We start from the raw sequence: 19640 nt of genomic DNA on the forward strand, positions 1-19640 counted from the left end.
GGGGCAATGGCTCACCCCGCCTTCCGCGTCAGGCCCGAGATCACGATCGAGGCGAGGATGCAGCCGGTAAAGAGATAGAGCCCCCATGACGTTTCGACCCGGCCGATGCCGATGCCCTTGAGGATCACGACATAGAGCGCAATGAGAAAGACATCCGCCATCGCCAGTTTACCTAGCCATGACAGGACAGGCTGCACCGCGGGTTTCAAAAGATCGAAATGAATCAAGCTGATACCGATTGTCTTGAACATCGGAGCAAAGAGGGCGAAGGCCGTGACCAGAAGCGCGAGGATCACGTCGGTATCCCAGAGCGCCCTCAGCCCCGAGATCACGCTGATCTCGTCCAGTCCGAAGACAGGAAGAAGCCCCGCCTTCAGGAGCGGCGCGAACCACGACACGGGAAACAGGACGAGAAGCGCGAGATTCGCGAGTTTCAGGGCTGTCATGATCGGGTCCTCGCCTTGGCGCGCATCCGGGTCGACCTAATGACAGGCGCCGTCCCCGACAAGGGCAGCCCGGTCATTCCGCAGCGGTGCGCGACAGGCTGAAGACGTTCATCCGTTTGCGCATGAGCGTCAGGTCGGCCCCGGCCGCCTCCGCCTCTGCGCTGTCGAAGTAATGATCCGAATAATCCGGCTCGATCATGTAGCCAAGCTCGGGCAGGGTGGCGCGCAATTGCTGGTCGAGCCGGTCCAGCTGGCTAGCGACCACGCGTTCTTCCAACTCGACCTGATGTGTCCAGCGCCGAATCTCGCGGCAGACATGCAGCGCCTCGACGATCCGGGCCTGCTGCGTTTCCGCCTCGTGCTGGCGCTGGGCGAGGAAGTCCTTGGCCCGGCGGACCTTTTCGTCGGAATAGACATCGGCCAGACGCCGGGCCTGCTGGCTCATCTGGGCGGCCACGGTCAGGACGTCGGTTTCAAGTTCGGGCAGATCGGGATGATCGCGCAGATAGGCCAGCCGTTCGCGCACCTGATCGAATTCGGATGACATGGTGAACACGCCGGCACGGTCGGCCGCATGACAACGATGATAGGCAAGGGCCACGTCATCCATCGTGATGCGGAAATCCCTGTGCGCCTTTTCCAGTGACAGGATCCGGACCTGGCTGGGAATGAAACAGAACAGCATGACAAACAGGGCCGTCACCCCGATCTGAACCGCCTGTCCGGCATGGAGATAGGTATAGTCCCCGAAAGTCGCCTCGAATTCGAGCCAGGGCAAAAGACCCAGCGCAGATCCGATCGTGAACGCAAGAAGGGCCAGACCGATAAGTCCGATCAAGGATATTGCAGCGACTTGCATCGCTTGCGACGCGCGGAAAATCAGCAACTGGTACGACACTCAAGCTTCCCCCAAAGCCATATCTCGGGCTTCAGGATATGCGTATAAAGGCCCGGCTCCCAAGGGAAATTGCTCTCAGGCCACCGACTTTCGCGGGCAAGTCTCCACGTTACGGCGGCGAGGCCGTCATTGTTTCCCGACGTGTAACAATGGCGGATATCAGCCCGGAATGTAGCGTCGGTAATAGCGCTGGCCGAGCGATGTCAGTATCTCGTAGCCGATGGTGCCGATCAGATCGGCCAGATCGTCGACACCCTGATGTGGCCCGAGGATGCTCAGCACGTCTGGCGATTCGCCCAGGTCGGTCACATCGACGGTGATCAGGTCCATCGAGACCCGGCCGACAAGCGGGCAGGGCCGATCGCCATCCCAAAGCGTCGCGAGGTTCGACAGGGCCCGGTGCAGACCGTCGGCATAGCCCGCCGAAACGGTCGCGATCCGCGAGGGGCGCTTGGCCTGCCAGCTGTTGCCATAGCCGACGACCTCGCCTTCGCGCAGGTCGCGGATCTGGATGACGGGAAGATCAAGCTGCACCACGGGCCGCGCGTCGGTGAACGGACGCCCGCCATAAAGGCCGATGCCCGGGCGGGTCATGTCAAAATGATAGTCCGGGCCAAGCAGGACACCGCCTGTTGCGGCAAGCGATCTTGGCACGCCAAGCCCGTCCGTCATCCGGTGGAACATATCCAGCTGATAGGCATTCATCGGATGATCGGGCTCGTCGGCGCAGGCCAGGTGGCTCATCAACAGGCACGGGCCCTGTGCAATCGCCATTTCCGCCACGGCGCCCCATTCGTCCCATTCCATGCCAAGCCGGTTCATCCCGGTATCAAGCTGGATCCCGAAGGCGTGGCCGGGCAGCGCCTCGAAATGTCGGGTCAGCTGATCGAGGGAGTTCAGCATCGGCACGAGACCCAGATCGCCGATCATCTCGGTATCGCCTGCCATGTGGCCGGAAAAGACGCGGATTTCGGGCTCGGGTCCGATGGATTGGCGTAGGCCGGCGCCTTCTTCGGCGGTGGCGACAAAGAAGGTGCGACAGCCGGCGTTCAGCAGGCTGCGCGCGACGCGCCCCGCGCCCAGACCGTAGCCGTCCGCCTTGACAACAGCTGCCGTCTCGGCCGCCGATTTCGCGTCGAGCGCGCGCCAGTTCGCAACCAGCGCAGCAAGGTCGATTGACAGGATTCCAGTACTCATGGCGGCCCTTTTGACAGGGCGCGTCAGGCGCGGCAAGCGCGAACAGACGCCTCGCAGGTCAGCTGTCTTCCGGCGCCCCTATCAGCCCGAATCCTTTGAGTTCTTCGGGCAGCAGAACATAGATTTCGTCGGGCGGTGTCAGCAGGGCGGGCTCCATGATGGCGGGGTCGATGCCCATCTCGATCAGGTAGCCCATGACCTCGCCCTGGCCGCGCTGGATATCCTCCACGGCCAGAAAGGCGGGCAGCGCGATGTTTTCACCGAAATAATGCTGGTGCACGCCGACCATGGCCCCCGGCGCCACGTCGCGTGGGGTGCCGCCGGCCAGAACATAGGGGCAGGCGGACAGGCAGATATCGCTGTCGGTCATCGCCGTTTCGATGCCCATCCGGCGCAACTGGCGCCCGATCTCGATCGCGTCGGTCACCGATCCGCCGGGGCTGTTGAGAAAGACGATCTCGGGCCGCACATGGGTTCCGATCCAGTCGGCGAATCGCGCGCCATCGCCCGGCGCGATCGTGCCCGTCAGGGTCAGCGCCGGACGCTCGCCCATCTGGCCTGCGGTGAATTCAAGCCGCGTCGGCATGTCCTGCGTCGCGGGCACCGGTCGCGTGCCGGGCGACGGGGTGCGAAAGGTGATGTCGCCGGGATCGAACCGCCGCCGCTGATCGCCGGGGCCCACCGGCGACAGGAGGGCGGGTGCCTGCGAGGGCGACAGCAGCGCCGGCAGAGACCGCATCACATCGGCCCCCATCAGGATCAGGGCAAAGCCCACCTGCACGACGAGGATGCCCATGATCCATCGCCGGATCGTGTGGCTGCCTTCGGTCATTCGCCGCGACGTCCGGGATCGATCGCCGAAACCTGCGGCCAGGGCTGGCCCGCCTCGGTGGGCTGCGGCGGTGGCCTGTCAGCTTCGGTCTCGGATTCGGGGTGTTGATGGCTGTGGGCAAGGGTCTGTGCGTGGTCCATCTGGCGTTCGATCTCGTCGATGCCGGCCATGGCGGCGCGGAGTTCGGCCAAGGTCAGCTGATCGCTGACCGGCGTCGTTTCTCGGCCCGAGCGGATCGCGGCCTGCGCGATGGCCGTGATGAACACCAGAACGGCCGGCAAAAGGTCGATCGCGATGGCGCCCGCCCAGCTGGGCACGAAATTGCCCGCATACAGGATCACGGCGTCGGCGGCGGAAATGGGTGTGTAGACCGTCTCTTCGGGTTGCTCCATCGACATGACCGATTCGGCGGCGAGCCGCAGCGTGTCGGCCCTTTGTGCCAGAACGGTGCGCACGGAATCGATCGTGGCCTGCTGGCCCGCGCGGGTATCCTCGGTCGACCCGTCCAGCTGCGGCAGGATCACGGATTGCGACAGATCGAGCGCCGAGCGCCGGACGAGCGGGGCCACCGACAATTGCCTGAGGCGCGTGATCACGTTGGCCAGACGCACCGCCTCTTCCGAGAACTGGACAGACCGTGTCTCGACCGGGCCGGGCGCCACCGTCAACGCGCGCATCCGGCTGAGTGTTTCGTTTCCTTCGGCAAAGGCTGCGGCCACCAGCGCATCCTGCGTCGCGATCTGCGCCTCGAGCGCGGCCAGCTCATCGGATTTCTGGCGCAAGAGCCGGAAGACAGCGCCCTGGCCTGCAAATCCGGACAGCTCGCCACTGGCCTCCTGTTCAGAGAGGTCTTCGAAGCTCTGGCGCAGGCGGGCCACGTCCCGTTCGAGGCTCTGGGCCGAAATGGCGATGGTATTCGCCCGCTCGAGCGCGCCCTGATACCTCTGGACCGTGACCGCAAGATGCTGTTCGACCGCAGCGGCCCCTGCAAGTGCGGCTGCGTTCAGCCACGACGACATGGCGATGATCGCGACGCATCCAAGCCCCATCGCCCCCATCAGTCCCAGCCGCGACGCCATGGTCCGCATCGCGGGCAGAAGGCGCAGCATATAGGACCAGAAGACGAAGATGCCGACCGAGACTGCCACCGAATAGGCCATCGCGGCAAAGGCCGACATGGCGCCGGTATCATCCAGCAGCGACGAGACGCCGAGATAAGTGTAGATGCCCGACGCCACCGCAAGAACGGCGAGCGCCGCGCCGGTGAAGCCGTCGAGCCATCCGAGGTGCCCCTCGATCTCGCGGGCCTGGCGCAGGCCGTTTCGGCCGCTCTGCGTCGTCTCTTGGTCCTGGCTCATACGATGCTCTCCCCGGGTTAAACACGAAACTAGTTTGATGTGGGGTCCTGCGCGAGTCACGACCCCGTTTGCCCGTCACGGCCCGCCGAATTGGCCAACGCCGTTGCGATACTGCTGCCAGAGCTTTTCGCCGATCTGGCAGTCATAATCGGGAATGGGTACAAACTGTGCCTGCATCACCCGGGGGCTGTGACCGGCCAGTTCCAGAACCAGCTTGCGCCGGACGGCGGTCGCGAAGTCCTCCCACCGGGTGACGGGCAGGACGAAACTGCCCGGCCCGCCTGTGACGCAGGCGCGGTAATAGACATCCAGATCGTCCAGTTGCAGGTGGGAGAACCCGCCGTCGCGGGTCATCAGGGGCAGGCCGTTGATCACGATACCCGCCGACAGAACCGCGTCACGCCGCCTGTCGACCGCGCCGCCCTGATTATTCGGACCGTCGCCCGAGATATCAATGACGCGCCGCAACCCTTCGAATTCATTGGTCTCGATCATCTGCTGACCAAGCTGGAGCGCGCCGGTCAGCGAGGTGCGGCGCAGGGCCGTCGGGAAATGATCGTCAAGCGCCGAGGCAAAGGCGCGTGCATCCTCGCGTGTCTCGATCAGGCGCCAGTCGACGACGATGTTGTGCGAATTCGAGCCGGCCCATTCGACATAGGCCACGGCAACCCGGCCGGTGAAACCGCTGCTGATCGCGGCAAAGACTTCGTCGCTGGCAATCGCCTCGGCATAGCCGCGCCTCTGGATTTCAAGCTCTTCGGGCGACATCGACAGCGAGACGTCGACCATCAGCAACAGCTCGACATCGACCTCTTCGGCACGCAGGGGCAGGGCCACCATCAGCATGGCCCAGATCAGGAACAGGAACCGCATGCGCCGATCTTGGGCCGGGCGGGCGCCCGGCGCAAGTGAAGCGCGATCAGCCGAAGCCGTTGTCCTGCTGCCACGGCTTGGCGAGGTTGCCAAAGCGGGTGAACTGGCCCTCGAAGCTCAGATCGACAGAGCCGATGGGCCCGTGCCGCTGCTTGCCGATGATCACCTCGGCCTTGCCATGCAGCCGCTCCATCCGTTCCTGCCAGGCGGCCATTTCCTCGAGCCGGTCGTCGGAGGGCTTTTCCCGCTCGACATAATATTCCTCGCGGAAGACGAACATCACCACGTCGGCATCCTGCTCGATCGAGCCCGATTCGCGCAGGTCCGACAGCTGCGGGCGCTTGTCCTCCCGGCTTTCGACCTGACGCGACAGCTGCGACAGCGCCACGACGGGAATGTCGAGTTCCTTGGCGATCGCCTTGAGGCCCTGGGTGATCTCGGAGATTTCGTTGACCCGGTTTTCCGTCCGGCCCGCGCCGCGCAGCAGCTGAAGGTAGTCGACGAACAGCGCGTCGAGCCCGTGCGTCCGCTTGAGCCTTCGCGCGCGCGCCGCAACCTGGCTGATCGGCAGGGCGGGCGTGTCGTCGATATAAAGAGGGCAGGCCTCCAGTTCCTTTGCGGCATCGACGAATCGGCGGAATTCCACCTCTGTCATGTCGCCGCGCCGGATCTGTTCCGACGGCACTTCCGAGGCCTCGCTCAGGATACGGGCGGCAAGTTGTTCGGCGCTCATCTCGAGGCTGAAGAAGCCGACCACGCCGCCGTTGACGGAGCCTTCGCTGCCATCGGGCAGCTGCCCCTTGCGATAGGCCCGGGCGATGTTGAAGGCCACGTTGGTGGCAAGCGACGTCTTGCCCATGGAGGGGCGCCCGGCAAGAATCAGAAGGTCCGACTTGTGCAGCCCGCCCAGTTTCTTGTCGAGATCGACAAGACCGGTCGATACGCCGGCCAGCCCGCCATCGCGCTGATAGGCGGCATTGGCCACCTGAACGGCATCGGTCACGGCCCTGAGAAAGCTCTGGAATCCGGTGTCGGAGCGCCCCTGTTCGGCAAGCTTGTAAAGCTTTTGCTCCGCCTCGACGATCTGTTCGCGCGGCTCCGAGGCGACATCGACCTTGCCGGCCTTGGCGGCAATCTCCTGACCCAGCTGGATCAACTCGCGCCGGATCGCCAGATCATAGATCATCTGTGCATAATCGCGCGCCGCGAAGGCCGAGATGGCAGCACCGGCCAGCCGCGCCAGATAGGCCGGCCCGCCCAACTCCTTGAGCCCCTCGTCATCCTCGAGAAACGCCTTGAGCGTAACCGGAGAAGCCAGCGCGTTCTTTGAGATGCGCTGGGCGGCCACGTCGAAGATGCGCGCATGAACCGGATCATAGAAATGATCCATGGTGATGATCGAACTGACCCTGTCGAAGATGTCGTTGTTCGTCAGGATCGCGCCCAGAAGCTGCTGTTCCGCCTCGACGGAATGCGGCATCGCGCTTTGTTCTTCGGAATTGCCTGCCGGATTGAAAACCGTGATCTCGTTCATTTGGTCCGTTTCCCCTGCCTGCTCACCCTCGTATCCCCGTCCGATGCTCTACATCGCCCGAAGGCGTCCGGCTATCGGGATATCTGCGGGGACAACCCTGTGGGCGAACCGGGTTTGCCCCGCGGCTGGTTTGCCTGTCTGATCAACATATACCGCAAGTCGGTCGACATGTCACAAGATGAAGGGTCACGCCTGACCGCAAGGGCCGTCATCCCCCGTGGGCCGCAATGACTTTCCCTGATTCTGTGGGCGATTTCTCCACACCCGAGCCACGCGTCAGGCGGGCGGCGTCCAGCCGCCGGGATCGCGCAGATAGGCCTCGACCGCGTCCAGCGTGGCCGCATCGAAGGTGCTGCCCTCGCGGGCCGCGGCGATCACGTCCCACCATGTGCACAGCGACAGAAGCGTGATCCCGTGATCGGCCAACCGATATTCGACGCCCTCATGGATGCCATAGAAAAAGACGACCGCCGTGTAGTTGCAGGTCGCGCCCGTCTCGCGGATCGCATCGACGAAGGAGATCTTCGATCCGCCGTCGGTCGTCATGTCCTCGACAAGGCAGACCCGCTGGCCTTCTGTCATCGCGCCCTCGATCCGGGCGTTCTTGCCATAGCCCTTGGGCTTCTTGCGGACATAGGTCATCGGCAGGGCCAGCCGCTCGGCGATCATCGCGCCAAAGGGGATGCCAGCCGTCTCGCCGCCGGCGATGTTGTCGAAGGCTTCGGTGCCGGCCTCGCGCATGATCGTGGCCGCCAGGAAATCCATCAGCACCGACCGCGCGCGCGGGAATGAGATGATCCGGCGGCAATCCACATAGACCGGCGCCCGCCGGCCCGAGGCATAGGTGAAGGGTTCTTCGGAATTGAAATTGACGGCCCCGATATCAAGCAGGATGCGGGCCGAGACCCGGGCGATTTCGGTTTTGTCGGGAAAACTGGATGGGATCATGGTGTCTTGTCCTGCGTCGGTAGGGGCGGGTTCAGGCGTCAACGCGCCAGTGCATCGGGAAGCCGGGATCAAAGATGGTGACGGGGCCATCCTCCGTCTCGATCCGGTCTGGCCGGTCGAATGGTCCGTCCTTGACCAGCGTGATCGTTTCCTCATTGGGCGGCAGCCCATAGAAGGCGGGCCCGTTGAGCGAGGTGAACGCCTCCAGCTGGCGCAGCTTGTCGGCCGTCTCGAACACTTCGGCGAGGCAGGCCATTGTCACCGGCGCAGTATAGATGCCCGCGCATCCGCAGGGCTGAAGCTTGGCCGGGTCATTGTGCGGGGCGGAATCGGTGCCGAGGAAGAACCGCCGGTCACCGGACACCGCCGCCTGAACCAGCGCCACGCGATGCTTTTCCCGCTTGGCCACCGGCAGGCAGTAATAATGCGGCCTGATCCCGCCTGCGAGGATGTGGTTGCGGTTGATGATCAGGTGATGGGTGGTGATCGTCGCGGCAAGGTTCTTGGGTGTGTCGCGGACGTAATCCACCGCGTTCTGCGTTGTCACATGTTCCATCACGACGCGCAGATCGGGCGTCTTCTTGCGGATGGGTTTCAGGATCTTGTCGATGAACACGGCCTCGCGGTCGAAGATATCGATCGACGGATCGGTCACCTCGCCATGAACGCACAGCGGCATTCCGATCTCGGCCATCTGTTCCAGAACCGGACGGACCTTTGCGAAGTCCCGCACGCCCGAGGCGGAATTGGTCGTGGCGCCCGCCGGATAAAGCTTGACCGCCGTGGCGATACCCTCTGCATGGGCGCGGGCCACGTCGTCGGGATCGGTCTCTTCGGTCAGGTAGAGCGTCATAAGCGGCTGGAACGTCATGCCCTCGGGCAGGGCCGCCATGATCCGGTCTCGGTAGGCATTGGCCTGCTCGGCCGTCACGACGGGCGGGACGAGGTTTGGCATCACGATGGCGCGCGCGAAATGGCGGGCCGTGTCGGGCAGCACCCCTTTCAGCATCCCGCCGTCGCGCAAGTGCAGATGCCAGTCGTCAGGCCGGCGGATGGTCAGGCGGGGCGGGGTCGCATCATGCATCTCTGTCATGACCTTCCGTTACACCCAGCGGGCGCGACTGGCCATAGGGACTTGCCCCGCACGAGCCGCTTGGTGATAGTCCGGGTTAGGTCATTTCAACGAACGGTGATGCGATGTTCGGATTTGTCATTGCTCTTGTGGCGGGCTTTCTTGCGCCACATGCCGAGGCACCGCTTGCCCGGCCGCTGGCCGAAACCCTGCGCGGCGCGATCAAACTCGAAGACGGGGAAATGAAGCTGTTCAGCTTCATGGTCGTGATGGTGATCGCCGGTGCGCTTTGCGCGATGTTCGACGCAGGCTCGCCTCTCGGTGTGATCCTCGGCGGCGTGATCGGCTATTTCGGCTTGCGGCTGTCGGCTTTTGCGAAGTCGCGGATCGACGGGAAGCGCCCATGATCCGGCACGGCGCAACCGCGGCGCTGTGCGCGGCGCTGGCGGTCGGTGCGGCGCAGGCAGAATGCCTCGGCCCTGCGGACCTGACCCGTGGCGTGGTCGTCGAATACCAGACGGGCGACTACACCACGATCCGCCGCATCGGGGACGGCACGCATCTTATCGAGGAGCGCTATGCCTCGGGCGATGCGCCGTGGGTCCTGCGGGCGTGGCACGGCGTCTATTTCGTCGAGGAATGGCAGTTGAACGCGGCCGGAGGGCGGGAGCCCGGCACCACGCTGGTGGTGGAATTCCCGATCGATCCCGCCCGCTTTCCTCCGCCGTTGCCGGGGCTGGGCTGGACAGGCCGGACGGTCAACCAGTTTGACGACGGAACCAGCCGCGAAGAGACGACGATCCTGCGGTTCTCGCAGGGGGCGCCGCTTGAACTGTCGGGATGCACCTATTCGACGATCCTTGCCGAGCTGCGATACGACTGGGGCGAAGAGGGCGGTCTTGACCTGCGCTATCTCTACCTCGAGGAGCTGGGCACGGCGATCCTCGAATGGAGCGAGCTTGACGGTGAGGATACCGCAGCCCTTGTGCCGGTTGCGCTCAGGCGGGCCAGCAAATAGGCCGCTACGCCGGCGCGCGGGCGGACGCCGCACCGCCAAGCGCCGCGAGCCGGTCGCGATAGAATTCCGCGTCGGGTGTTGTGAGGCCGAAGGCGCAGATCCGCGCGGCCAGCCCGGGCCGGTCGTCCATATCCACCCGTTTCAGCAGGTTGCGCACATAGGAGGCCGAGGTCCGGCGCCTGCGCCACAACTCGGCAAAGCGCGACGGGTCGAGCCTGTCGTCCATCGCGGCCTTGAGCAGGTCGCCGGTGATGCCGATTCCGTCGAACAGCGCCTCGATCCGGGGGCGGGCCTGACGGGTCGGATAGAAGCTGACATTGGGTCCGCGATACAGTGCGGCATGCATCGCGTCGGCGGCCTTGGTCGGGTCAAAGACCACATGCGCCTTGTCGAGTGCTTCGACCATGTCGGGCGCATAGCCATAGCGGGTGGTGAAATCGAGCCGCCTTTTCGAGGTGAACCGCCGCTCCCATGGGGTGATCGCCGGATCAAGAGTTGCCACCGGCCGGATCAGAAGCGCGCTCGCCCCCGGGGACGTGACCGAATAGGCCGCCGCCGCATAGCCCGCATCATGAATGCCGAAGAACAGGACCCGGTCAAAATCCTCGAGAAAGGCCTCGTCCACCAGCCGGTCGAAATAGCCATAGAGTTCGGGCGCGCGGAACCACGTATCGCCGTCGGCCAGAATCGTCAGCAATGACCAGTTCTCGCGTGTGGCCATGTCAAATCCGCGGGGCCTGCCGAACGGGTTCGACATGGCCGTCGCGCGGTTTTCGAAACTGACCAGAAGTTTCGGCCCCGCATCTATGAACAGCGCCGCATGCCGGTCGCCGATCCGTTGGTAATAGCCTTCGTCCTCGCCGATCTCATCGATACGACGGGTCCATTCGTCCGGATCCAGCCCGGACAGATCAACATCGAGATCTGGTGACTCGTTCACAACATTGCCCCCCAAGAGCCTGATCGATACTTTTCGCGTTCCGGCGTGGAAGGGCAAGTCCGCACAGGTTTGCGCCAGGTTTTTCGCAACCAAGTGCCGACAATGATGGAAATCGATGTGAATTGGTGCATGGGTGGCAACAATCCGTGGCGAATTGCGGCAAAAGTTTGGAGAAGCGGGACCGGCGGACGTGATCCCCGATTTTCACCGAGGATCAACCTGCGCTGTGATCCCGGCAAAATGGGCGGAAGACAGAATTGCCGTCTCGGCGTGACATTCGGGATAGTTCGGCAATTGTCTGCTCAAAAATCATTGACTTACCCGATCGGCGGAAAGACGCTGAATTCCATTGGCCTTTGCCAAACATTTTTTTCTGGAGGACAGCTTATGCTGAAAAGAATTCTTGCGGCGTTGTCAGTCGGGACTGCAATCGCCGCAGCCCCTGCCGTTGCCTGCCCCAACTTCAATCTCAATCCTCATTTCGGCCAGATCGGGCTGAGTGCCGGGTTCCAGCCTGATCCGATCGTCCGCAACATTACGGCGGGCGGATCGACCAACCTGAACAACTGCTACTTCGGGACTATCCTTGGCCGTGGCCAGCAGAACGTGAACGGCTTTGTCACGACACGGCCGGATTTCTCCCTGTCATGGAGCGGGACCTCCTCGCAGTTGACGATCGCCGTGCAAAGTGGTGCCGATGCGATCCTGCTGGTGAACGCGCCCGACGGCCAGACCTGGTTCTATGATGACGATTATCGCGGAACCAATCCTGCGGTGACGATCTCGAACCCGATGGCCGGTCGCTATGATATCTGGATCGGCTCCTATGACGGATCGCGCCGCAATCCTGGCCAGCTGATCTTTACCGAATACGACTACTGACGCAGGGATCACGGGCACGCGCTGCCCACCGGCCCTTTCTGCCCCGCCCCGGAGACCCGGCGGCGGGGTTTTTCATTCCACATCGGAAGGTCCGCTTCCGTCTGCCGTGGGCATCGCCTAATCTGCAGCGACCGCAACTTCGGGAGGACAGCATGGACGACCGCACCGACGACATTCCCCGACTTGCGCTCGACTGGCATCGCGCGGGGCGGGGTGCGGCCATCGCCACGGTGGTCGAAACCTGGGGCTCCGCGCCGCGCCCTGTGGGCAGCCAGCTGGTGATCGACCGGGAGGGCGCGATGGAGGGCTCCGTCTCGGGTGGCTGTGTCGAAGGCGCGGTGATCGTCGAGGCGATCGAGGCGCTGGATGAGGGCCGCACGCGCCTTCTGGACTATGGGGTCAGCGATGACGAGGCTTTCGCCGTGGGGCTGGCCTGTGGCGGGCGCATCCGTGTCCATGTGGATACGGTCGGCGGCACCTTGCCCGAGCAGACATTGGCCCGGCTGGTCGAGGCGCGTGACGCGCGGCAGGCCATCGGCCTGTCCGTCGATCTGGAAGGCGTTTCGCGTGAATTGATCGGCCCCGATGCCGCGCCCGAGAGGTTCCGCCTCGACAGATCCGGCATCGAGCCCGATGAGCGAACCTTCATCGGCGTGCACAACCCGCCCCTGCGCATGGTGATCGTGGGCGCCGTTCACATCGCCCAGCCTCTTGTCGTCATGGCGCGGCTTGCGGGCTATGATCCCGTGATCATCGATCCCCGCCCGGCCTTCGGGGCGGCGGCGCGTTTCCCCGGCGAGACGATCCTCGACGATTGGCCCGACGAGGCCCTTGCGGCCCATGGCCTTGATCCCAGAACGGCCGTGATCACGCTGACCCACGATCCAAAGCTGGACGATCCCGCGATCGTCACGGCGCTGCGCTCGGAGGTGTTCTACCTCGGCTGTCTCGGCTCGACACGGACCCATGCCAAACGTGTGGCCCGGCTTGAGGAGGCGGGCTTTGGGGCGGGCGATATCGCCCGTATCCATGCGCCGGTCGGGCTCGACATCGGGGGGCGCTCCCCGGCGGAGATCGCCGTTTCGATCATGGCAGAGGTAACCCGGACATTGAGGCGCGGATGAAGTTCGGTCCGGTTCCCGTGGCTGCGGCCGAGGGGGCGATCCTCGCCCATTCGGTGGGCCTGCCCGATGGTCGGCTGCGAAAGGGCAAGGCTCTTGAGCCTGCCGATCTGGAGCGGTTGGCGATGGCCGGTTTGACAGAGGTCATCGCCGCCCGCCCCGAACCGGGCGACGTGACCGAGGATCGCGCGGCGGAGCGGCTGGCCCGCGCCATCCTGCCCGATCCGGACGGCGCGGGATTGCGCCTGGGCCGGGCCACGACCGGCCGGGTCAATATCCATGCCACGGGGTCGGGGATACTGGGCCTCGACACGGCGGCCATCGACCGGTTGAACCGGATCAATCCGGCGCTCACGCTGGCCACGCTGCCCCCCTATGCGCGGCTCGAGGACCGGACCCTGGTCGCCACGGTCAAGATCATCACCTATGCCGCTCCCGAGGCCGACGTGGCCGCCGCCGAGGCGCTGGGCGGGCAGGGCCTCTTGCAGCGGCATGCGCCGGTGCGGCGCACCGCCCGGCTTATCGAAACCACGGTTCCGGGCCAGACGATCGGCGCCAAGGGCCGCGCGGCGACCAAGGCGCGGCTCGACCGGTTCGGTGTCTCCCTCGGTCCGAGAGAGATCATCCCGCACGAGGTCGGTGCACTTGCCCAGGCGCTGACCGCGTCGTCCGCCGATATCGTGCTGATCCTGACGGGCTCCGCCACATCCGACCCGCTCGACGTGGGCCCCGCCGCCCTGAGGCGCGCCGGCGGCACACTCACCCGGTTCGGGATGCCCGTCGATCCCGGCAACCTGCTTCTTGTCGGGCAGTTGCGCGGGGTGCCCGTGATCGGGCTGCCGGGATGCGCGCGGTCCGTCGCGTTGAACGGGGCCGACTGGGTGCTGGACCGGCTCCTGTGCGGGGTCGAGGTGTCGGATGCCGATATCGCCGCGATGGGCATCGGCGGGCTGCTGAAGGAGCCGCCAAGCCGTCCGCGACCACGCGAGGCCAAGTAGGGCAGGGCGCCTCCGGAACCGGTGCCTGACGCTGTGGCGCGCGCCGCGATCCGGAGCCCGAAAAATGCCTTCCAATCCCCGGGGCCGCGTGATTATCTGCCGCCGATCATTCGAACACGGGGGAGAATATCTATGACACAGGTCTCGATGACCGTGAATGGCGAGGCCGTCTCTGCCGAGGTGGAGGGGCGCACGCTTCTGTCGGATTTCCTGCGTGGAAACTTGCGGCTGACGGGCACCCATATCGGCTGTGACACGAGCCAGTGCGGCGCCTGCCTTGTTCACGTGGACGGTGAGGTCGTGAAATCCTGCACCATGTTCGCGGCCGAAGCCGCGGGCACCGAAGTGACGACGATCGAGGGCATGGCCAATCCCGACGGTTCGCTGTCAGCGATCCAGCAGGCCTTTCAGGATCAGCACGGCCTGCAATGCGGATTTTGCACCCCGGGGATGGTCATGGCGACCGCCTCGTTGCTGAAAGAAAACCCCAAGCCGAGCGTGGCCGAGATCCGCGACTATCTCGAGGGCAACATCTGCCGCTGCACCGGGTATCACAACATCATAAAGGCGGTCCTCGCCGCGTCCGGTCAGGACGTGGACGCGATGGTCGCCGGCTGATCAAGACGCGCGGCCGGTCGATCCGCGCCGACAGGAGAAGACAGCATGTATGCATTCGAGATTGAACGCCCCGAAACGATCGCCGAGGCCTTGGCGCTGCTGTCCGAAGAGGGCGGACAGGCGCTGGGCGGGGGGCAGACATTGATCCCTACGCTGAAGCAGCGTCTCGCGATGCCCGAAACCCTCGTCAGCCTGACAGCGATCGGCGAGATGCAGGGCGTCTGCATGAGTGACGCGGGCGAGGTGTGCATCGGCGGGGCCACGTCGCATGCCGTCGTTGCCCGCGAGGCCGCCGACAGCTTTCCCGCGCTGGCCGCGATGGCCGGGCATATCGGCGATCCGGCCGTGCGCAACCGGGGCACAATCGGCGGGAGCCTCGCCAACAACGACCCCTCTGCCTGCTATCCGGCGGCGGCTCTTGGGGCCGGGGCCACGATCAAGACCAACACGCGCGACATCCCGGCCGACGCCTATTTCATCGGCATGTTCGAGACCGCGCTGAACGAAGGCGAGATCATCACCGAGGTCCGGTTCCCGGTGCCGCGCCGGGCCAGCTACCAGAAATTCGTGCAGCCGGCCTCGCGCTTTGCGCTTGTCGGCGTCTTCGTGGCGCAATTCGACGATGGCGTGCGGGTTGCTGTGACCGGGGCCAGCGAAAACGGCGTCTTCCGGTGGAGCGAGGCGGAAGAGGCGCTGAATTCGGATTTCAGCGCCGCAGCGCTCGAACCGCTGAGTGTCTCGGCCGATCAGATGATCGGGGATCTGCACGGATCGGCCGAGTATCGCGCCCATCTGGTCAAGGTCATGGCAAAGCGCGCGGTCGAGGCTGCCTGATATTCGCGAGGGGGCCTCAGGCCCCCTGACGTTCGCGTTGTGCGTCGAGCGCGGCCCGGAACGCATCGATGCTGTAGCCATCGTCCAGTGCCTGTCGCATCAGATCGGCCATGCTGGGCGGGGCAAGCCCGCCAACCGGCGGATCGGTGTCAAGGTTGGTCGGGAAAGGATAGCCTTCTGCGCAGCAGGCGATGGCGGCATCCACCTCGGCCTCTGACAGGCCCGTTTTGCCTTCCAGAAGAACAGGATAGAGCGCAAGGCTCATCTGGTATCTGTCGACATTCTCAAGCGTCCGTCCAAGGGCCGAGCCGATTTGCATCAGGTTCACGAAGCGTTCGACATCTGTCGTCTTGTTCTCGCCCGCGGCGTGGAAGAGCGCCGGGTTGAAGAACAGAAGATCGCCTTTCGCCAGTGGTAATTGCACATGGTTCGCCTCGAAATATTCGGCGAATTCCGGCAACCGGTAGGCGGCATAGCCCGGGCGATAGGCCTGACTGAACGGCAAGAGCTTGGTCGGCCCCGACGCCAGCGACATGTCACAATGAGCAATCCCGGCCTGCAGCGTCATTACGGGTGAGAGGTCATGCACATGAGCCGGGTAGCGCGCGCAGGTCTCGGCGGTCTGGAAGCCAAGGTGATAGTCGCGATGCGCGGTCTGGGCCTTCCCGCCGGGATGCACGAGGTTGACCTGTGCAGTCATCTGGTAGTTCGGGCCAAGCCACGCCTCGCAGGCCGCGTCGATCAAGGTATTTCCGAAATACCGTGCAAAAAGCCGGGAATCGGCAAGGCACAGCTTCTGGAGCGAATTCCAAAGGCGATCATTCGCGCCACCCGCCGCAAAGTGGTCGGCGCCGACATGGGCCTCCCTCTCGGCCTCGATCAGGTCGAGATAGACCTGGGTCGCTTCATCGATGACGGTGGTGTCGGCATAGCCGCCCGAGATCACCACGATGCCGGAGCCCGTGCGGAAGTTGCGCGCCCATTCCGCCATGATGGCCCGACGATCGGCGGGATCGGTCAGCCGGTCGCGCAGCGCCGCGCCGTCATAGATGGGGATGTTCTTTTCCACCCGCGCCGCATTGGGCACGGTCTCGGGGGCGAGCGTCTGTTCGCACAGTTGCGCGAAATCGGCCAGATCGCAGGTCTCGGCGGTGAAGTAGGCGGGGTTCTTGTCTTGAACGTCTTTCATCGGGTCCTCCTCCCATTTGGTGTGATCATAGGGGCACAGGCGCTTGCCGCCGAGGCGGAAACACATCAATAATCCATCAATGACCCATCGCTTTCCCATCAAGGAGATCGCTGCCCAATCGGGACTGTCGACCGCAACGGTGGACCGGGTTCTGAACGCCCGGGCTCATGTCAGCGCCCAGTCCGCGGCACGGGTCGCCGCGGCCATTGCCGAACTCGAGGGGCAGGAGGCGCAATTGTCGGCGCGGGGGCGGCGGGTCTTTGTCGATCTGGTGGTCGAGGCGCCGCGCCGGTTCAGCACCGAGATACGCGCCGCCGCCGAAGCCGTCCTGCCCCTGATGGGGGGCGCCGCGGTGATCCGGCCCCGGTTCAGCTTTCACGAACGGCTCAGCGGGCCTGACACGGCCACGATTCTCGACAGGATCGCGCGGCGGGGCAGTCAGGGCATCTGCATCAAGGCGCGCGATCTGCCGCCGGTGCGGGCCGCGGTCGCCCGGCTGGCCGAGCGGGGTATCCCGGTCGTCACGATCTTTACCGATCTGACCGGAACAGAGCGGATCGCCTATGCGGGCCTCGACAATCCGATGGCCGGGCGCACGGCTGCATGGCTCATCGCGCGGATGAACGGCGGTCAGGGCGGGACGGTGCTTACCGCGATGAGCGACGCGCGCTTTGCCGGGGAGGAACAGAGATTCGCGGCCTTTGCCCAGGCTTTGCGGCGCGAGGCGCCGCAACTCGCCATTCTGGATGCAAGCGGCGGTGGCGGGCTCAACCCCGATACCGCGCGGCGGATCGCCGAGGTGACGGGGCAGTGCCGCGATCTCAGGGCGGTCTATTCGATGGGTGGGGGCAATCGCGGGATCCTCGCCACGCTCAAAGACCTGGGGCGGCTGCCCGATATCTACGTGGCCCACGATCTTGACGCCGATAACCGCGAGTTGCTGCGCCGCCGTTCGATCTCGGTGGTGCTGGATCACGATCTGCGGGCGGATATGCAGTCGGCCTTCGGTCACATCCTGAGCGCGCACCGACTGACCCCGCCATCGGCAACCCCGTCGGGGCCGTCGCCGATCCGGGTGATCACGCCGGAAAACATCCCGCCCTGAAACGGCAAACGCGCGCCCGGCGGGGCGCGCGTCTTCAGAACTGTCCGGAAACCGAGGCTTACTTGGTCGGGCCGATCATCATGACCATCTGGCGGCCTTCCATCTTGGGCATGTTCTCGACCTTGCCGATCTCTTCGACATCGGCCGCCACGCGATGCAGCAGGTCGCGACCCAGATCCTGGTGCGCCATCTCCCGGCCCCGGAACCTGAGAGTGACCTTCACCTTGTCGCCATTTTCTAGGAATTTCAACACGTTGCGCATCTTGACGTCATAGTCATGCGTGTCGGTGTTGGGGCGGAATTTGACTTCCTTGACCTCGATGATCTTCTGTTTTTTCCGAGCCTCGGCCTCTTTCTTCTGAGTCTCGTACTTGTACTTGCCATAATCCATGATCTTGCAGACCGGCGGATTGGCGTTTGGAGAAATCTCGACCAGATCAAGCCCGGCCTCTTCGGCGAGGGCCAGCGCCTTTTCCGGGCTGATCACTCCGATATTTTCACCTTCTGCCCCGATAAGGCGGATTTCCGCGGCCCTGATGCGGCTGTTGACGCGAGGGCCTGTGTCACGCACCGGGGGCGCGTTATGTGGTCTGCGGGCTATGGCTTTCGTCCTTTGTTCAGTTGAAAATTGCGTTCGAAAGGTAATCTGACGGCTCTGCGGGTTCAAGCCGGAAAAGGCCGTCCGGGGGATTGCGCCTTTTACATCACTTTCCCATCTGACATAGCGAAGGCGTTCGATCAACGGACGATTACTAGTGATTCCGGAGGGAAATGGACATGAACCGCATTGTTGCCATTATCGGCGTGCTCGTCATTGCGGGCGGTGGGTATTGGTATTACTCGAGCCAGCAGGCCCAGCAGGCCGCGATCGAGGCGGCCGAGGCCGCCGCGGAAGCCGCAGAAGCTGAAGCCGCCGCCGCCGCCGCTGCCGCAGAAGAGGAAGCCGCAGCCGCTGCTGCCGCCGCCGAGGCCGAAGCTCAGGCTGCCGCCGAAGCCGCCGCGGCCGCTGCTGCCGAGGCTGAAGCCGCCGCCGAAGCGGAAGCCGCCGAAGCTGCCGCCGCTGCCGAGGCTGCCGCCGCCGAGGCCGCGGACATGGCCGAAGAAGCCGCCGAGGCCGTCGAGGGCACCGTCGAAGAGGTGACCGACGCCGCCGGTGACGCGATGGATGCGACCGAAGAGGCCGTCGAAGGCGCCGTTGCCGATGCGACCGAAGCCGCCGAAGACGCCGCCGCGGCGAGTGAAGAGATGGTTGACGAGGCGATCGACGCGGCCGAAGGGGCCGCCGATGTGGCAGAAGACGCCATGACGGACGCCGCAGACACCGCGGCGGACATGGTCGACGGAGCCGAAGAGGCCGTCGAAGAGGCCGTCGATGGCGCCACCGACCTCGTGGACGGGACCGACGCTGCGGTCGAGAACGCGACCGAAACCGCCGATCAGCCTGCCGAAGTCGTCGTCGAAGAAGGCACCGAGGCCGCGGAAGAGGTGGCCGACGAATCCGCTGCCGCCACAGAAGAAGTGACCGAAGAGATGGCCGAGGAGGCGCCCGCCGAAGGCGGTCTCGACCTCGACAGCCTCCTCGATCCCGAGAACCTCGATCTCGAGGCGATCACAACCGCGATCAATGGCAGCTCGCTGGATGACGGCACCAAGCAGACGCTGGTCACCGCCATCGAGGGCGCGATCAACAACCCGCTGATCCGCGACGCGGTTCTGGGCCAGATCCGGGACGCGCTCGGCCAGTAACGGTCTGAACGAAAAAGAAAAAGCGCCGCGC

21 protein-coding genes are annotated in these 19640 nt (G+C 64.6%); 9 read left to right on the forward strand and 12 right to left on the reverse strand.

Going from position 1 to position 19640, the window contains the following annotated elements; all coding sequences use genetic code 11:
• Window positions 1-11 precede the first annotated feature (11 nt).
• The 9 genes from EP376_RS02355 to pyrC all read right to left on the reverse strand — a co-directional run bounded on the left by EP376_RS02355 (window position 12) and on the right by pyrC (window position 9170).
• Window positions 12-446: a paraquat-inducible protein A gene (locus tag EP376_RS02355; RefSeq protein WP_127653926.1), complete on the reverse strand. Its 435-nt coding sequence runs from the start codon at window positions 444-446 to the stop codon at window positions 12-14.
• 73 nt (window positions 447-519) lie between these two features.
• Window positions 520-1284, reverse strand: coding sequence for a DNA repair protein (locus tag EP376_RS02360; RefSeq protein ID WP_238928556.1), 765 nt, complete (start codon window positions 1282-1284; stop codon window positions 520-522).
• 219 nt (window positions 1285-1503) lie between these two features.
• Window positions 1504-2541 (reverse strand): alanine racemase, encoded by a 1038-nt coding sequence (gene alr / locus EP376_RS02365; protein WP_127653927.1) that lies wholly within the window; start codon window positions 2539-2541, stop codon window positions 1504-1506.
• 58 nt (window positions 2542-2599) lie between these two features.
• Complete coding sequence (locus tag EP376_RS02370; RefSeq protein WP_127653928.1) at window positions 2600-3373, reverse strand: COG3904 family protein; 774 nt, start codon at window positions 3371-3373, stop codon at window positions 2600-2602.
• Entirely contained in the window at window positions 3370-4731 is a 1362-nt protein-coding gene (locus EP376_RS02375) for a hypothetical protein (protein WP_127653929.1), read from the reverse strand. The genes EP376_RS02370 and EP376_RS02375 overlap by 4 nt, the downstream gene beginning before the upstream one ends.
• A 75-nt stretch (window positions 4732-4806) precedes the next feature.
• A complete protein-coding gene (locus tag EP376_RS02380; RefSeq protein ID WP_127653930.1) occupies window positions 4807-5604 on the reverse strand; it encodes a DUF1194 domain-containing protein in 798 nt (265 codons plus the stop codon).
• Window positions 5605-5650: 46 nt separating this feature from the next.
• Window positions 5651-7138 (reverse strand): replicative DNA helicase, encoded by a 1488-nt coding sequence (locus EP376_RS02385; RefSeq protein ID WP_127653931.1) that lies wholly within the window; start codon window positions 7136-7138, stop codon window positions 5651-5653.
• Between the two features lie 276 nt (window positions 7139-7414).
• The gene (locus EP376_RS02390; RefSeq protein ID WP_127653932.1) at window positions 7415-8086 is read right to left on the reverse strand and encodes an orotate phosphoribosyltransferase; all 672 of its coding nucleotides are present in this window, start codon (window positions 8084-8086) and stop codon (window positions 7415-7417) included.
• 31 nt (window positions 8087-8117) lie between these two features.
• Window positions 8118-9170, reverse strand: a complete 1053-nt coding sequence (gene pyrC, locus EP376_RS02395; RefSeq protein ID WP_127654703.1) for a dihydroorotase — start codon at window positions 9168-9170, stop codon at window positions 8118-8120.
• Between the two features lie 113 nt (window positions 9171-9283).
• Here pyrC and EP376_RS02400 point away from each other — a divergent pair, with 113 nt between their 5' ends.
• Window positions 9284-9565, forward strand: coding sequence for a hypothetical protein (locus EP376_RS02400; RefSeq protein ID WP_127653933.1), 282 nt, complete (start codon window positions 9284-9286; stop codon window positions 9563-9565).
• Window positions 9562-10176 (forward strand): hypothetical protein, encoded by a 615-nt coding sequence (locus EP376_RS02405; protein ID WP_127653934.1) that lies wholly within the window; start codon window positions 9562-9564, stop codon window positions 10174-10176. Before EP376_RS02400 ends, EP376_RS02405 begins: the two co-directional genes overlap by 4 nt.
• A 4-nt stretch (window positions 10177-10180) precedes the next feature.
• Here EP376_RS02405 and EP376_RS02410 read toward each other — a convergent pair whose 3' ends face one another.
• Window positions 10181-11116 carry a hypothetical protein gene (locus tag EP376_RS02410; protein WP_240652426.1) on the reverse strand — a complete coding sequence of 312 codons (936 nt, stop codon included), beginning with the start codon at window positions 11114-11116 and terminating at the stop codon, window positions 10181-10183.
• Between the two features lie 102 nt (window positions 11117-11218).
• On the opposite strand from EP376_RS02410, the gene EP376_RS23280 reads away from it, so the two are divergent.
• The 5 genes from EP376_RS23280 to EP376_RS02435 all read left to right on the forward strand — a co-directional run bounded on the left by EP376_RS23280 (window position 11219) and on the right by EP376_RS02435 (window position 15569).
• Window positions 11219-11998, forward strand: coding sequence for a hypothetical protein (locus tag EP376_RS23280; protein WP_238928558.1), 780 nt, complete (start codon window positions 11219-11221; stop codon window positions 11996-11998).
• A 152-nt stretch (window positions 11999-12150) separates the two neighbouring features.
• Window positions 12151-13122, forward strand: coding sequence for an XdhC family protein (locus EP376_RS02420; protein ID WP_127653936.1), 972 nt, complete (start codon window positions 12151-12153; stop codon window positions 13120-13122).
• Complete coding sequence (locus EP376_RS02425) at window positions 13119-14117, forward strand: molybdopterin-binding protein (RefSeq protein WP_127653937.1); 999 nt, start codon at window positions 13119-13121, stop codon at window positions 14115-14117. The genes EP376_RS02420 and EP376_RS02425 overlap by 4 nt, the downstream gene beginning before the upstream one ends.
• Before the next feature lie 132 nt (window positions 14118-14249).
• Window positions 14250-14735 (forward strand): (2Fe-2S)-binding protein, encoded by a 486-nt coding sequence (locus tag EP376_RS02430; RefSeq protein ID WP_127653938.1) that lies wholly within the window; start codon window positions 14250-14252, stop codon window positions 14733-14735.
• A 45-nt stretch (window positions 14736-14780) separates the two neighbouring features.
• Window positions 14781-15569 (forward strand): FAD binding domain-containing protein, encoded by a 789-nt coding sequence (locus EP376_RS02435; RefSeq protein WP_127653939.1) that lies wholly within the window; start codon window positions 14781-14783, stop codon window positions 15567-15569.
• 16 nt (window positions 15570-15585) lie between these two features.
• Here the strand turns inward: EP376_RS02435 and EP376_RS02440 are convergent, their stop codons facing one another.
• The gene (locus tag EP376_RS02440; protein WP_127653940.1) at window positions 15586-16758 is read right to left on the reverse strand and encodes a phytanoyl-CoA dioxygenase family protein; all 1173 of its coding nucleotides are present in this window, start codon (window positions 16756-16758) and stop codon (window positions 15586-15588) included.
• Between the two features lie 79 nt (window positions 16759-16837).
• Here EP376_RS02440 and EP376_RS02445 point away from each other — a divergent pair, with 79 nt between their 5' ends.
• A complete protein-coding gene (locus EP376_RS02445; RefSeq protein WP_127653941.1) occupies window positions 16838-17863 on the forward strand; it encodes a LacI family DNA-binding transcriptional regulator in 1026 nt (341 codons plus the stop codon).
• 58 nt (window positions 17864-17921) lie between these two features.
• On the opposite strand, the gene infC is transcribed toward EP376_RS02445, so the two are convergent.
• On the reverse strand, window positions 17922-18434 hold the full coding sequence (gene infC, locus EP376_RS02450; RefSeq protein WP_338068373.1) for a translation initiation factor IF-3: 513 nt from the start codon (window positions 18432-18434) through the stop codon (window positions 17922-17924).
• A gap of 206 nt (window positions 18435-18640) precedes the next feature.
• Here infC and EP376_RS02455 point away from each other — a divergent pair, with 206 nt between their 5' ends.
• Window positions 18641-19609, forward strand: coding sequence for a hypothetical protein (locus tag EP376_RS02455; protein ID WP_164744842.1), 969 nt, complete (start codon window positions 18641-18643; stop codon window positions 19607-19609).
• Window positions 19610-19640 lie beyond the last annotated feature (31 nt).

The sequence above is a fragment of the Alexandriicola marinus genome (genome assembly GCF_004000435.1).
GTDB lineage: Bacteria > Pseudomonadota > Alphaproteobacteria > Rhodobacterales > Rhodobacteraceae > Alexandriicola > Alexandriicola marinus.

What these genes read in the sequence shown, in the direction of transcription:
- EP376_RS02445 (WP_127653941.1), top strand. Translation starts at nt 16,838, where the DNA reads ATGACCCATCGCTTTCCCATCAAGGAGATCGCTGCCCAATCGGGACTG.
- EP376_RS02435 (WP_127653939.1), top strand. Translation starts at nt 14,781, where the DNA reads ATGTATGCATTCGAGATTGAACGCCCCGAAACGATCGCCGAGGCCTTG.
- EP376_RS02430 (WP_127653938.1), top strand. Translation starts at nt 14,250, where the DNA reads ATGACACAGGTCTCGATGACCGTGAATGGCGAGGCCGTCTCTGCCGAG.
- EP376_RS02380 (WP_127653930.1), bottom strand. Translation starts at nt 5,604, where the DNA reads ATGCGGTTCCTGTTCCTGATCTGGGCCATGCTGATGGTGGCCCTGCCC.
- EP376_RS02400 (WP_127653933.1), top strand. Translation starts at nt 9,284, where the DNA reads ATGTTCGGATTTGTCATTGCTCTTGTGGCGGGCTTTCTTGCGCCACAT.
- EP376_RS02390 (WP_127653932.1), bottom strand. Translation starts at nt 8,086, where the DNA reads ATGATCCCATCCAGTTTTCCCGACAAAACCGAAATCGCCCGGGTCTCG.
- pyrC (WP_127654703.1), bottom strand. Translation starts at nt 9,170, where the DNA reads ATGCATGATGCGACCCCGCCCCGCCTGACCATCCGCCGGCCTGACGAC.
- EP376_RS02370 (WP_127653928.1), bottom strand. Translation starts at nt 3,373, where the DNA reads ATGACCGAAGGCAGCCACACGATCCGGCGATGGATCATGGGCATCCTC.
- EP376_RS02375 (WP_127653929.1), bottom strand. Translation starts at nt 4,731, where the DNA reads ATGAGCCAGGACCAAGAGACGACGCAGAGCGGCCGAAACGGCCTGCGC.
- EP376_RS02440 (WP_127653940.1), bottom strand. Translation starts at nt 16,758, where the DNA reads ATGAAAGACGTTCAAGACAAGAACCCCGCCTACTTCACCGCCGAGACC.
- EP376_RS23280 (WP_238928558.1), top strand. Translation starts at nt 11,219, where the DNA reads ATGATGGAAATCGATGTGAATTGGTGCATGGGTGGCAACAATCCGTGG.
- EP376_RS02455 (WP_164744842.1), top strand. Translation starts at nt 18,641, where the DNA reads ATGAACCGCATTGTTGCCATTATCGGCGTGCTCGTCATTGCGGGCGGT.
- EP376_RS02385 (WP_127653931.1), bottom strand. Translation starts at nt 7,138, where the DNA reads ATGAACGAGATCACGGTTTTCAATCCGGCAGGCAATTCCGAAGAACAA.
- EP376_RS02355 (WP_127653926.1), bottom strand. Translation starts at nt 446, where the DNA reads ATGACAGCCCTGAAACTCGCGAATCTCGCGCTTCTCGTCCTGTTTCCC.
- EP376_RS02420 (WP_127653936.1), top strand. Translation starts at nt 12,151, where the DNA reads ATGGACGACCGCACCGACGACATTCCCCGACTTGCGCTCGACTGGCAT.
- EP376_RS02425 (WP_127653937.1), top strand. Translation starts at nt 13,119, where the DNA reads ATGAAGTTCGGTCCGGTTCCCGTGGCTGCGGCCGAGGGGGCGATCCTC.
- alr (WP_127653927.1), bottom strand. Translation starts at nt 2,541, where the DNA reads ATGAGTACTGGAATCCTGTCAATCGACCTTGCTGCGCTGGTTGCGAAC.
- EP376_RS02405 (WP_127653934.1), top strand. Translation starts at nt 9,562, where the DNA reads ATGATCCGGCACGGCGCAACCGCGGCGCTGTGCGCGGCGCTGGCGGTC.